This window comes from Pseudoalteromonas sp. (assembly GCF_018402495.1).
GTDB lineage: Bacteria > Pseudomonadota > Gammaproteobacteria > Enterobacterales > Alteromonadaceae > Pseudoalteromonas.
In genome coordinates this window covers 329079-342296 of the sequence record NZ_JAGYIU010000004.1, presented here as the reverse complement: position 1 = coordinate 342296, position 13218 = coordinate 329079, and the positions used below count along the sequence as shown (strand labels likewise).

The following is a 13218-nucleotide window of genomic DNA, read 5'->3' as shown; positions in this document are numbered from 1 at the left end:
GTTTTAGATTCTAGGCTCGAGGTTCTAGGCCCGAAGCTCGCCGCCCATTGCCCGAAGCTCTTACCCGTCGTCCGGCTACAAAAAAGCCCGCAGCGTTAACTGCAGGCTTTTTTATTGAATGAGTGAGTCAGCCATTAAGCCGGGTTCTGTCCTTTCCGAAGAAAGTGATAATCATTCGTCTAGGCCATAAATCGCTCTATGGCTCAAGCAACCTACCCGGTTCTCACGTGGGCCACGCGTTCATTATTTAAAATGATAGAACCCTATTTGGTCTTGCTCCGAGTGGAGTTTACCTTGCAACCGACTATTACTAGCGGCCCGGTGCGCTCTTACCGCACCCTTTCACCCTTACCAATCCGAAGATTGGCGGTCTTCTCTCTGCTGCACTTGTCGTGGGCTCACGCCCCCCAGCCGTTAACTGGCACTCTGCCCTGTGGAGCCCGGACTTTCCTCCCCCTGCGCATTTTCGTTGCAGGCAGCGATTATCTTGGCTAACTCGGCGCGCAGTATACATCAGAGCACTCCACTACGCAGTAAACATTTACTGTTTTTCTTCAATAATTGTTTTATATAGCGCGTTTTTCTTCATACCAAAGTAATCGGCTACCACACCACAGGCTTTTTTCATTGGCATTTCGTTTTCAAGTAAGGCTAACATTTTACGGGCTTCTGGCGGAATATCGTCAACTACCTTAGGTTTACCCGGTAGCATGAGTACTATTTCGCCGCGTTGTTTAGTTGGATCGTCAGTTAAAAACTGTTTTAACTCACTCACGGTGCCATTAAAGAAGGTTTCAAATGTTTTAGTGAGCTCTTTGGCAAATACCACTTGCTGCTCACCACCTAGCGCTGCTTCTAAATCGTCTAAGCTTGCCATAATACGATGGGTACTTTCATACATAATACTGGTGATGCTTGAGTTAACCGCATCAATAAAAAAGTCTTGCCGTGCTTTACTTTTAACTGGCGTAAAACCAATAAATTGAAAACGATCGGTGGGTAAGCCTGAGCAACATACCGCAGTAATTGCAGCGCACGCACCAGGCACGGGTGTTACATTTGCGCCCTGCTCACGACATAAATTAACAACGGCATAACCTGGGTCGCTTATAAGCGGCGTGCCGGCATCGGATACTAATGCAATATTTAACCCTTGATTAAGTTGATCGATAATTTGCTGCGCTTTTTGCTTTTCATTATGGTCATGTAACGCAAAAGTTTTAGCCTTAATACCAAAGTGGCTAAGTAGCTTACCTGTATGACGGGTATCTTCAGCCGCGATTAAGTCAACCTGCGATAATGTCGCGATTGCACGCTGACTTAAGTCATCAAAATTGCCAATTGGGGTGGCAACAACGTAAAGAGTGCCAATTTTATGTGAATTCTCCTCATTTAACATTGAGGTCTCCTGCGTCAGTCAGTAATATAAGCAAATCGCGTTAACGTATGGGAAATCATTGTGCGACTTAAACTAGTTAGTCTATTAATTATATTGTCAGGGTTATCGGCGTGTAGCACAACCGAAAAACCAACTAAAACCAGCGATAACTTATATAGCAGTGCCGATACGCTGAAAAATGAAGCACTGAATGCGCAATCTATTTACCAATTGGCGCAAAACCGCTATGGCGCCGATAAAATTCAATTACTTTATACTGCCCGAGATAGTGCTATTACCGAGCAAAATTGGGCTTTACTCGAAAAAATATGCACTGAGCTGGAACTCACGCCAAGTGTCGATCAAATCCAAAACCGTTTATACATTGCTTTTGCACAAAAAGAGCAAAATAAAAACCAGCAAGCGCTCGAAGTATTAAACTCACTTGAAGGACAACTCAAGCAACCTGAGCATTTTGCTTGGCACCAATTTTTAACCGGCAGTATTTTCGCTTCTCAAAATTTGCCAAAACGCGCAATACCTTACTTTTTCGCCGCATCTGAATCTGCAACTAAAAATAGCATTTCAATTCCTCAACTTAGTGAAGCGCTTTGGGGAAATTTAACGCAACTTTCTTCGTATGCATTGGAACGATTTAATCGTGGCTCTGTGATCCAACAAGGCTGGGTTAACTTAGCCTTGTATCATCAGGTTTATGCCAGTAACTCAGTTGATTTAGACCAAGCCATTAATAATTGGCGCCGTCGTTATATTGGTCATCCTGGGAGTAACGTACTCAAAAAACAAGAAACTTACGCCAATGAATTTACACCCATTAATGTTAAGCGTTTAATTGTTTTACTACCTCAGTCAGGCGCCAATAAACGCCTTGGGGATGCATTAAAGGCTGGTGTGCTGGCAGCACTTGATAAAAAAGCGATTAACGAAACATTGTTCATAGATGAAAACACTGAAACTGAGGCGTTGAGCGCAAAAATTGCACAGTTACAGCCAGACTTTGTGATTGGCCCGCTCTTAAAAGTAAATATAGATAAACTCGCTAACACAAATACACTACTCGATATACCTACACTTCATTTAAACACCTTTGATGGTGAAAGAGTTTCATTACAACATTACTTTTTTGCCTTAAATCCTGAGCACGAAGTAAAACAAACACTAGATCATTTTTTAGCGCAAGGTTATCAAAAACCTATGTTGCTAGCGCCAAATAATAGCAATGGTCAGCGTTTAATTGACTACTTTAATCTGCAGTGGCAACGCTATAGCGAAACAACCACACAAGTTGGTTTTTATAATAATAACAAAGATATGCCAAATACCATCACTAGCTTGCTAGAAGTTGACAAATCAAAAGAGCGCATTAAAACAATTAAAACACTGTTTAATAAAGAAGTTGAAAGCGAAACACGCTCACGTAGAGATATAGACGCTATTTATATACTGGGTGACGCCATTGAAACTCGATTAATTAAGCCTTACCTTGATGTTAACGTAAGTACCTTTGCCGATAGAATTCCCATTTATGCCAGCTCTAAAAGTCATAGTAAGCAAATAGATACAACCGACAAAGGCGATTTAGACGGACTGTACTTTACTGAACTACCTTGGATGTTAGACTCATATATTACGCAACATAATCTGCGTCAGCAACACAATGAATTATGGCCTGAACAAGCCGATATTAGCCAACGTTTATTTGCTATGGCTTATGATTCCGTAAGCATGCTTGAAGATATTAGGCAATTAACTGTTAAACCTGATAAATACTTCTCAGGTTTAAGTGGGAAATTGTCGATTAATAGTGCGGGTAATATTGAACGCACGCTGCAGTGGGCACAATATAAAAATAACCGCATACAACCGTTAGAATTAAAAACACAACGCCCCTTACCATTATTTATGCAACCTGCAAACGATGGCATTTCAACAATTAACTAAGGGCGAATATGTCGTGGTTTAAACAGCTGTGGCAAAATACTCGTGAAAAAGGCCAGTATTATGAGCGCCAAGCGCAGAAGTATTTAGAAGCGCAAGGTTTAAAAGCCATTGAGCGCAATTACTACTGCCCCTATGGTGAGCTGGATGTGATCATGAAAGATGGTGACACTTTAGTCTTTGTCGAAGTTAAATTTCGTAAAAATAATAGTAAAGGCGGCGCTAATTATGCACTTAGCCCGCAAAAGCAGGCAAAGTTAAAGCGCGCTATCTATCATTATTTAGCGGCTAAAAATTTAAAAAATCAGCCATTACGAATTGACTATGTTGCTATTACAGGCGAGCCGTCATTGCATATAAACTGGCTAAAAAACGTATTTTAATAGTCAATAGATAAAAATCAGCGAACGCTTTTTATAACTTAAATTAAGCGGGTGTGAGCTCACATAGAATTAGATATTAATTGTTGGTAACCCATGCAAGATACAATAAAAGAAATTTTTACAGAAAGCATTCAAGTACAAATAGCAGCTGGAGAAGTGCTACCAAGTGCACTCGAATCTGCCGCCTTTACCATTGCACAGAGTTTAATCAACGGAAATAAACTTATTTGCTGCGGCACAGCAAATTGCCACATGCTAGCGCAACATATAGCAGGCGTTTTAGTTAACTTTTACGAAACAGAGCGGCCATGCTTACCTGCAATCGCCCTCTCACAAGCGAATATTAATTTAGGTCAAAGTTATCAAATTGATGACCACGACACCTTTGCACGCCAAATACGTGCATTTGCTCAGCAAGGCGACTTATTACTGGTATTAGCCATTAATGGCAATGAAAAACACATAATTTCAGCAGTAGAAGCGGCACTAACCAAGGATATGAAGGTCATAGTGATGGTAGGCGATGATGGCGGCGAACTCGTTGGTCTACTTGGGCATAACGATGTAGAAATACGTACCCCATCAAAACGTCCTAGCCGCATCATTGAATCGCATTTAGTAAACCTTCACTGTTTAAGTGAATTGGTAGATTTAACCCTCTTCCCACAGGATGATAATTATGTTTAAACGCTCCCTAGTTATTTTAAGCACGGTTTTATTATTACAAGGGTGTGCCGCAGCAGTTGTTGCAGGTACCGCTGGCGCCGTTACTGCAGCAAATGATAGGCGCACTATTGGCTCACAAATAGACGATAACAATATTGAAATAAAAGCCAGTTTTGCCATTAGTGAAGTAGAACGCCTCAATAAATTTGCGCATATCAGCGTTGTCAGCGTAAATGGGGTGGTATTAATGGTAGGCCAAGTCCCTAATCAAGAAATGAAAAACCAAGCGTTAAAAACCATTGAACACATCTCAGGTATTCGTAAAATTCATAACCAACTACGGATAGGCTCAAACATCAGCATAACCACACAAACACACGACACTTGGTTAACCTCAAAAGTTAAAGCCCAGCTTTTAGCCGCTAAAAATATCAGCAGTAATAATATAAAAGTAGTGACAGAAAACGCTGAAGTTTTTTTAATGGGCTTAGTATCTGACGATGAAGCGAGCCAAGCCGTTAATATCGCCCGTAATATCTCAGGCGTAGAGCGCGTAATTAAAGTATTTGAATATTTGTAGTGTAAAGGCTCGCAGTTTTAGCCTGCAACCTATTGTCGTTGCTCGTTAACTTTCGCTTTGAACCACAGAGAGCTTTAGCAGGGTAGCTTATCTCGTTTTCACTTTATTTCAGGCACAAAAAAACCGACTTAGTGTCGGCTTATGTATGAAAGTGATGGGCGCAGGATGTATCTTCTAAGAGTGAACCTCCGACCGTCTGGTTTGTAGCTTGCTACTTTCCCATATTCACTTTATTTCAGGCACAAAAAAACCGACTTAGTGTCGGCTTATGTATGAAAGTGGTGGGCGCAGGAGGATTCGAACCTCCGACCGCCTGGTTCGTAGCCAGGTACTCTATCCAGCTGAGCTATGCGCCCACTTTCATATTTACTTATTTAAACTCTAAGTGAGAGCTGAAAGTGGTGGGCGTAGGACGTATCTTGTAAGAATGAACCTCCGACCGCTTGGCTTTAGCCAACACTTTACTTTTTTATACTCTTAGTTTGAGTTTGTATGAAGGTGGTGGGCGCAGGAGGATTCGAACCTCCGACCGCCTGGTTCGTAGCCAGGTACTCTATCCAGCTGAGCTATGCGCCCACTTTCATTTTGCTTGTTTTAACTCTAAGCAGAGCGTTCTCTAAAAAAGAGTAAAGTATGGTGGGCGCAGGAGGATTCGAACCTCCGACCGCCTGGTTCGTAGCCAGGTACTCTATCCAGCTGAGCTATGCGCCCATACTTTATTTTACAAGATGCGCCATTATAAACTCAAGTGAGAGCTGAAAGTGGTGGGCGTAGGACGTATCTTGTAAGAATGAACCTCCGACCGCTTGGCTTTAGCCAACACTTTACTTTATACTCTTAGTTTGAGTTTGTATGAAGGTGGTGGGCGCAGGAGGATTCGAACCTCCGACCGCCTGGTTCGTAGCCAGGTACTCTATCCAGCTGAGCTATGCGCCCACTTTCATTTTGCTTGTTTTAACTCTAAGCAGAGCGTTCTCTAAAAAAGAGTAAAGTATGGTGGGCGCAGGAGGATTCGAACCTCCGACCGCCTGGTTCGTAGCCAGGTACTCTATCCAGCTGAGCTATGCGCCCATACTTTATTTTACAAGATGCGCCATTATAAAAATGGTGGAGAGGGAGGGATTCGAACCCTCGATAGAGCTACAAACTCTATACTCCCTTAGCAGGGGAGCTCCTTCGGCCACTCGGACACCTCTCCGTCTTGTGGGGCGTATAATAAAGATTTCAGAAAATATGTCAAACACTTTTCTGACAAAAGTGACTATATGGCTATAGATTGCACATATGTTTAGTTTTACAGTGAAATTAGCTTGAAATTTAATCGGATTTTGCATTTGGAATATTGGAGTTTACACCCATCACTGGCACTAGTTCGTCCGTAAGCTCAGCAAGGTATTGCTCTTGATAACCCAACTTCTGAAACTCAACAATGCACGCACGATAATATGCTTGTCGCTCTTGTTCAGTGGTGTTTTCATCCGGTAAAGGTTCTACTTGTTTAACTTTCATATTATTTTTCTAAGTCCTTTAGAAATTTTTATTTTTTACGACTAAGAATGACAGCGTATAAATTTCGGCCATATTTTAACTAAAAAATTCACATAAATACAACATAATGTTTAAAAAACAATCATAACAAAAAGTTATGTCACAGCTGTAATATTGCTAAGTAATGGAGTAACCAAATACAAGTAAAACTGAATTAAAGGTTAACACCTCTTTATAACTAGACTTCATCATTAATGTGAAAACAATTAATTAAAAGGCTTAATGAGCAGTTTAGGCAATGTCTCACAAACAATAGGGCAAAAAACGCCGCTAGTTAGCGGCGTTGATAATTTTTTAGTTTATTCCTTTAAGCTTAGTCTGCTTGTGGGCGCATATGCGGGAATAAAATAACATCTTTAATTGTTGGTGAGTCAGTAAACAACATGACTAAACGGTCAATACCAATCCCTTCACCCGCTGTTGGTGGTAAACCATACTCTAGCGCGCGAATGTAGTCTTCGTCGTAGTGCATTGCTTCATCATCACCTGCGTCTTTTTCTTCAACTTGGCGAGAAAAACGCTCAGCTTGATCTTGTGCATCATTAAGCTCAGAGAAACCATTTGCAAGCTCACGGCCACCAACAAAGAATTCAAAGCGGTCAGTTACAAATGGGTTTTCGTCGTTACGACGTGCAAGTGGAGATACTTCCCACGGATACCCTGTAATAAATGTAGGTTGGATAAGCATATGCTCAGCCGTCTCTTCAAATATTTCACATAAAAACTTACCCGGGCCCCATACGCAGTTTTCTGGAATTTTAACATGCACTTGTTTAGCGTACGCTTTTAATTCTTCAAAGTGGTTTTCTGGGTCGTTAAATACCGCAGCATCAAACTCTGGGTTGTATTTTAAGATTGCGTCGCTCATGCTTAAACGTGTGAACGGTTGACCAAAGTCATACTCTACTGAATCAATCACTTCACCGTTTTCATCTTTAGTGGTGTTAACCACAATTGGGCTGCCCAGTACGTTAGTTGCAACTGTACGTAACATGTCTTCGGTGATGTTCATTAAATCAATGTAGTCAGCGTACGCTTGGTAGAACTCAATCATAGTGAATTCTGGGTTGTGACGCGTCGATAACCCTTCGTTACGGAAGTTACGGTTAATTTCGAATACACGGTCAAAACCACCGACTACTAAACGCTTTAAGTAAAGCTCAGGCGCAATACGTAAGTACATGTCGATATCAAGCGCATTATGATGAGTTACGAATGGACGCGCAGATGCGCCACCAGGGATAACCTGTAGCATTGGCGTTTCAACTTCCATAAAGTCGCGGTCTGCTAAAAAGCGACGAATACCTTCAACCACTTGTGAGCGAATACGGAATGTTTCACGCGTTGCTTCGTTAGTAATTAAATCAACATAACGCTGACGGTATTTCGTTTCTTGATCCGATAGGCCATGGAATTTTTCAGGAAGTGGACGAAGTGACTTAGTCAGTAGTTCGTACTCAGCCATGTCTACGTATAAATCGCCTTTACCCGATTTATTAAGCGGCCCTTTAACACCAATAATATCGCCAATATCGAGTTGGCCATATTTTGCTTTTAAATCTTTTTGTACGTCTTTTGATGCATAAACTTGTACACGGCCTTTCATATCTTGAATAGACATAAACGGACCACGCTTAGCAAGAATACGACCTGCAATCGATACTAGGTGCTGTAATTCGATTAATTCTTCTTTACTCTTATCACCAAACTCAGCCTGCAAATCTGCCGTGTAATGCTCACGACGGAATTGGTTTGGATGACCGTTGGCTGGGCAATTTGCGCGAATAGCGTCTAATTTGCCGCGACGCTCAGCGATTAACTTATTTTCGTCTTGGATTTGATCAGTCATTTTTTAGCTCTTTTTTAGCTTGGTGGTTATAAACCAGATTTTAAGCTGGCTTCAATAAATTTGTCTAAGTCGCCATCGAGTACCGCTTGAGTATTACGGTTTTCAACGCCGGTACGTAAATCTTTAATACGCGAGTCATCAAGTACGTAAGAACGAATTTGACTTCCCCAGCCAATATCAGACTTGTTGTCTTCTTGGCTTTGCTTTTCTGCATTTTGCTGTTGTAGCTCAAGCTCAAATAATTTCGCTTTTAACTGCTTCATTGCTTGGGCTTTATTTTTATGCTGCGAGCGCTCGTTTTGACACTGCACCACAGTATTGGTGGGTACGTGCGTAATACGTACCGCTGATTCTGTAGTATTTACGTGCTGGCCACCGGCACCCGATGCACGGTAAACGTCTATACGTAAGTCAGCCGGATTAATATCAATTTCAATATTATCATCAACCTCAGGGTACACAAACGCAGACGCAAACGAGGTGTGACGACGACCACTTGAATCAAATGGGCTTTTTCGTACAAGGCGATGTACACCTGTTTCGGTGCGTAACCAACCATAAGCGTATTCGCCAGAAAAACGCACCGTTGCGCCTTTAATACCGGCAACATCACCATCAGTCGCTTCAACTAGCTCTACTTTAAAGCCTTTTGCTTCACCCCAGCGTAAGTACATACGAAGTAAAATATTACACCAGTCTTGCGCTTCCGTACCGCCAGAGCCTGACTGTAAATCAAGGTAGGCATCGTTTGAATCATGAGTACCTGAAAACATACGACGAAACTCAAGTCCTTCAAGCTGCTGATTTAAATCAGCCAGTTCGCTTTGTGCTTCATCAAAGGTGTCTTGATCTTCGGCTTCAACTGCCAATTCAAGTAACCCTTCAACGTCGTCAGTACCCGCCACTAAGGTGTCAATGGTTTCAACAACCGCTTCTAGTGCTGACTTTTCACGACCAAGGGCTTGTGCGCGCTCAGGCTCATTCCATACGGCTGAATCTTCAAGTTCGGCGTTAACTTCTTCTAAACGCTCTTGTTTAAGAGCATAGTCAAAGGTACCCCCGAAGCAGTTCAGTACGCTCGCGAATTTCCTTGATTTGATTAATCACAGGATTCACTTCAAACATGGTCATTACTCCAAAATGGCTAGGTTATTGCGCACTTAAAAAAGGGACTGAGCGCAATTAAAAATCATCAAATAATAAAAACGCCCGATTTTAACAAAAAACCGCACGTTTTATTAGCCTTTTATGCATGGTTTGAAGAACTTTTTTAGCCCACTTTTTCAAGCTCTCTAACTATAAGTTGTAAGCTAAATTTACCTCTAAACTCATTTATATCGAGCTGGTACGCTACTTTAACAAACTGCGCCTCGGTATCTGGCCACGCTTTTACATCAATGCCAAAAGCTATGGCGTCAACTAAACGTGCAGATTGGTGTTTAAGGACTAACTTTAGGTGTTTTTCACCCACAATGCGCTGCTGTATCACTTCAAAGGTGTGTTCAAATATCGGCTCAGGAAATTGCTGCCCCCACGGGCCTGATTGCTTTAATAATTGCGCAAAATCCATGCTAAAGCAGTCATTAGGTAGCTCGCCATCAGTAAATACAATGCAGCGTTTACTTTCTTCACTGAGTTGCGCGCTGACCGCACTATCAAACGCACGTTTAAATTCAGTAAATTGCTGCTCGTTAATACTTAACCCTGCCGCCATTGCGTGGCCACCAAATTTATTAATCAAACCAGGCTGCGCGGTGTTTAATCCCTCAAGTAGGTCGCGCATATGCAAGCCTTCAATTGAGCGACATGAGCCTTTTATTTCACCGTTTTCACCACCGGCAAATATCACCGTTGGGCGGTGGTACTTTTCTTTTAAGCGCCCGGCTAAAATACCAATGACCCCTTGGTGCCAATCGTCTTGGTACAAACAAATAGCATCGGGCACACTGTCTTCTTTAAAGGCGAGCCTATCGAGCACCGCTTGCGCTTCTGCTTGCATGCCTTGCTCTATTTCACGTCTGGCAAAGTTTAAGCTATCAAGCTCACCGGCTATGCGCCTTGCTTGATTTATGTCGTTGCTAAGTAAACACGCTATGCCTAGACTCATGTCGTCTAAGCGCCCTGCTGCATTTAAGCGTGGTGCAAGCGAAAAACCAAAGTCACTGGCGCTTAAACGCGCTGCATTGCGGTTAGCCACTTCAATAAGTGCGGTGATCCCTGGGCGAGTTTTACCGCTGCGAATACGTGCCAAGCCTTGGTGCACTAAGGTGCGGTTATTCGCATCAAGTGCTACCACATCGGCCACCGTACCTAGTGCTACAATATCAAGCAAATCAGCAATATTTGGCATAGGATGCTGCTCAAAATAACCTTGTTCACGCAGTGCGCTTCTCAGGGCAATGAGTAAATAAAATGCCACCCCAACACCGGCTATTGACTTAGAGGGAAAATCACAATCGTGGCGGTTAGGGTTAACAATCGCATCGGCATTTGGCAGTTGTTCACCCTGCAAGTGGTGATCTGTTACCAGCACTTTTATGCCTGCGGCTTTAACAATATCAATGCCTGCGATACACGATATGCCGTTATCGACGGTGATCACTAAACCGGGCTGCATTGTCACTATTTGCTCTGCCAATGCTGGGCTTAAGCCGTATCCTAAACTAAAGCGGTCTGGTACTAAGTAATCTAAGTGGGTAAAGCCAAACATGGCCAACCCTTGCATTAAGGTGGCGGTGCTGGTTGCGCCATCGGCGTCAAAGTCGCCAACAATAAGTATTTTGCTTTGTGCGTGTAGGGCTTCAATTAACAGTTGGCTGGCTTTGTCTATATCTTTAAAAAGTGTGAAGTCGTGCAATGTAGCTGCGCTATTGTTTAGCTCATCGGCATGGGAAACATTTCGCGTGGCATAAATTTGCTTAATAACAGGATGAAGATGGCTCGGCAGATGAGAGTCGTCAACGGGTTCTCGCGCAATGATCATTTTTTTCATGCTGGTTTTTTAACTTATGGTGTTAATAATAAGACAAAAAAAGGCCGTTAAGGCCTTTTTAAATACATACTCGCGATATCACTTAGCCCGCTTTGTTCGCCTCAAGCGCAGCGTTTAATGCCGCAGCAGGCTGATAGCCTGGGATCATAGTGCCGTCTTCCAAAATAATAGCCGGTGTACCACTAATACCAAAGCTCTGGCCTAACTGGTAATGCTCTGCAACGGGTGCGTTACAGTCTTTTACAACTTTTGTGTCAGCGCCCGCTTTAGCTTCTGTTAATGCTTCTTGCTGATCGTTAGCACACCATACGTTCATTAAATCAGTATAACCAGATCCTTGCAGCCCTCCGCGTGGAAACGCTAGGTATTTAACGGTAATGCCTAGCTCAAGTAAATCATCAAGCTCACGGTGTAATTTGCGACAATAACCACAACTAATATCAGTAAATACGGTAATGCTGTGTTTTTCTTCAGGCGCCTTGTACACAATCATTGAATTTTCGTATTCTTTTAACCCTGATTGGCGCACACCATTAAGTGCTTGCTCAGTTAAATTACTGCGGTTGTTTAAGTCAATAAGCGTACCTTGCATTAAAAACTGGCCATCTGGGCTTGCATATAACACGCCTTTATTGGTGATCAATTCTTTTAAGCCTGCAACGGGGCTTGGGTTTATTTGTTTAACAGTTACTCCTAGCGCGGCAAATTTTGTCACGATAGGATCATTGGCATCGGGTGTTACTGCAACGCCATTAGCAAAAGCGCTCAAACTAGTGCACAACATGGCACCTGCTAACATTAATTTTTTCATAACGGGTTCTCTATCCTAAAAAATACTTATCTTATCGTGCCTATATGACCGGCTTAGTGACAAAAAAATTCGCTTAAGCACGAGGATGATGCTCAGCATGCACCGATTTTAATCGCTCATTCGCTACATGCGTATAAATTTGGGTAGTTGATAGGTCGCTGTGGCCAAGCATCATCTGCACCACACGCAAGTCAGCCCCATGATTTAATAAATGCGTTGCAAATGCATGTCGCAAAGTGTGAGGTGATAACGGCGACTCAACGGATGCCAAAATAGCATAGTGTTTAATCCGATGCCAAAAAGTTTGTCGTGTCATGCCTACCCCTCGTTTAGAAGGAAATACAAAATCGGTGGCATGTTTTATCATTTGTGCTCGCCCGAGCTTTAAAAACTGCTCGAGCCAATACATAGCTTCTTCACCTAAAGGCACTAATCGCTCTTTGTTTCCCTTACCTTTTACAAACACCACAGCTTGGCGCAAATTTATTTGCTCCATTCTCAGCCCCACTAACTCAGTTACTCGCAAGCCTGTCGCGTACAGTAACTCTAACATGGCTTTATCACGCAGTCCCATTGGTTCTTCAATATTAGGCGCACTTAAAAGCGCTTCTACCTCGGCCTCAGAAAGCGTTTTTGGTAACGACTGCCCCGCTTTAGGCTGAGCAATATTGACCATAGGTGAGTCGGTAATTATTTTTTCACGCACAAAGTACTGATAAAAACGTTTTAATGCGCTAATGCTGCGCGCAGTGCTGCGTGGTTTTAGCCCTAAATCAACCCGGTGTGCTAAATAACTTTCAATGTCAGAGCCTGTCACCATCATTAAGTTTTCGCCTTTTAAAAATTGGCAAAACTTATCTAAGTCACTGCGATAAGCGCTCAGTGTGTTTTCACTTACGCCTTGCTCTAAATAGAGGCTATCTAAAAAGGTTTCTAAAAAGTCGCTATTGCTGCTTAGCTCAGTATTTTGTTCAGGTAAATCGTCAGATAGCGTTGTCACGTTGTGATCTCATATTGGTAATACCACGGTAGAAGGTATCAATTAAAAATAC

At 42.5% G+C, this 13218-nt stretch carries 11 protein-coding genes, 6 tRNA genes and 1 other RNA gene; 4 read left to right on the top strand and 14 right to left on the bottom strand.

The window, feature by feature from the left end:
• Positions 1 to 119 precede the first annotated feature (119 nt).
• An RNA gene (gene rnpB / locus KG708_RS13970) (RNase P RNA component class A) lies at positions 120 to 499 on the bottom strand.
• A 42-nt stretch (positions 500 to 541) separates the two neighbouring features.
• Entirely contained in the window at positions 542 to 1399 is an 858-nt protein-coding gene (gene rsmI / locus KG708_RS13965; RefSeq protein WP_213610708.1) for a 16S rRNA (cytidine(1402)-2'-O)-methyltransferase, read from the bottom strand.
• 60 nt (positions 1400 to 1459) lie between these two features.
• Between rsmI and KG708_RS13960 the strand changes: the two genes are divergently transcribed.
• The 4 genes from KG708_RS13960 to dolP all read left to right on the top strand — a co-directional run bounded on the left by KG708_RS13960 (position 1460) and on the right by dolP (position 4966).
• Positions 1460 to 3340, top strand: coding sequence for a penicillin-binding protein activator (locus KG708_RS13960; RefSeq protein ID WP_213610706.1), 1881 nt, complete (start codon positions 1460 to 1462; stop codon positions 3338 to 3340).
• Between the two features lie 8 nt (positions 3341 to 3348).
• Positions 3349 to 3720 carry a YraN family protein gene (locus KG708_RS13955; RefSeq protein WP_213610705.1) on the top strand — a complete coding sequence of 124 codons (372 nt, stop codon included), beginning with the start codon at positions 3349 to 3351 and terminating at the stop codon, positions 3718 to 3720.
• Positions 3721 to 3813: 93 nt separating this feature from the next.
• Complete coding sequence (locus KG708_RS13950; RefSeq protein WP_213610703.1) at positions 3814 to 4407, top strand: SIS domain-containing protein; 594 nt, start codon at positions 3814 to 3816, stop codon at positions 4405 to 4407.
• On the top strand, positions 4400 to 4966 hold the full coding sequence (gene dolP, locus KG708_RS13945) for a division/outer membrane stress-associated lipid-binding lipoprotein (RefSeq protein WP_213610701.1): 567 nt from the start codon (positions 4400 to 4402) through the stop codon (positions 4964 to 4966). Before KG708_RS13950 ends, dolP begins: the two co-directional genes overlap by 8 nt.
• 279 nt (positions 4967 to 5245) lie before the next feature.
• Here dolP and KG708_RS13940 read toward each other — a convergent pair.
• The 12 genes from KG708_RS13940 to xerD form a co-directional block, all read right to left on the bottom strand.
• A tRNA-Arg gene (locus tag KG708_RS13940) sits at positions 5246 to 5322 on the bottom strand.
• A 143-nt stretch (positions 5323 to 5465) separates the two neighbouring features.
• Positions 5466 to 5542, bottom strand: a tRNA-Arg gene (locus KG708_RS13935).
• Positions 5543 to 5600: 58 nt separating this feature from the next.
• A tRNA-Arg gene (locus KG708_RS13930) sits at positions 5601 to 5677 on the bottom strand.
• A gap of 148 nt (positions 5678 to 5825) precedes the next feature.
• Positions 5826 to 5902, bottom strand: a tRNA-Arg gene (locus KG708_RS13925).
• Between the two features lie 58 nt (positions 5903 to 5960).
• Positions 5961 to 6037 (bottom strand) — tRNA-Arg (locus tag KG708_RS13920).
• Between the two features lie 34 nt (positions 6038 to 6071).
• A tRNA-Ser gene (locus KG708_RS13915) sits at positions 6072 to 6164 on the bottom strand.
• Positions 6165 to 6283: 119 nt separating this feature from the next.
• Positions 6284 to 6475, bottom strand: coding sequence for a hypothetical protein (locus tag KG708_RS13910; RefSeq protein ID WP_213610699.1), 192 nt, complete (start codon positions 6473 to 6475; stop codon positions 6284 to 6286).
• 352 nt (positions 6476 to 6827) lie between these two features.
• Positions 6828 to 8363: a lysine--tRNA ligase gene (lysS, locus tag KG708_RS13905; RefSeq protein ID WP_213610697.1), complete on the bottom strand. Its 1536-nt coding sequence runs from the start codon at positions 8361 to 8363 to the stop codon at positions 6828 to 6830.
• Between the two features lie 26 nt (positions 8364 to 8389).
• Positions 8390 to 9488 (bottom strand): peptide chain release factor 2 gene (gene prfB, locus KG708_RS13900; protein ID WP_213610695.1). Its coding sequence is split into 2 segments (ribosomal slippage): positions 8390 to 9412 and positions 9414 to 9488, totalling 1098 coding nucleotides; the frame shifts between segments, so codons are not numbered across the junction.
• Positions 9489 to 9633: 145 nt separating this feature from the next.
• On the bottom strand, positions 9634 to 11355 hold the full coding sequence (gene recJ / locus KG708_RS13895) for a single-stranded-DNA-specific exonuclease RecJ (protein WP_213610693.1): 1722 nt from the start codon (positions 11353 to 11355) through the stop codon (positions 9634 to 9636).
• 82 nt (positions 11356 to 11437) lie between these two features.
• Positions 11438 to 12166, bottom strand: coding sequence for a bifunctional protein-disulfide isomerase/oxidoreductase DsbC (dsbC, locus tag KG708_RS13890; RefSeq protein WP_213610691.1), 729 nt, complete (start codon positions 12164 to 12166; stop codon positions 11438 to 11440).
• Between the two features lie 73 nt (positions 12167 to 12239).
• A complete protein-coding gene (xerD, locus tag KG708_RS13885; RefSeq protein ID WP_213610689.1) occupies positions 12240 to 13166 on the bottom strand; it encodes a site-specific tyrosine recombinase XerD in 927 nt (308 codons plus the stop codon).
• Between the last annotated feature and the right edge of the window lie 52 nt (positions 13167 to 13218).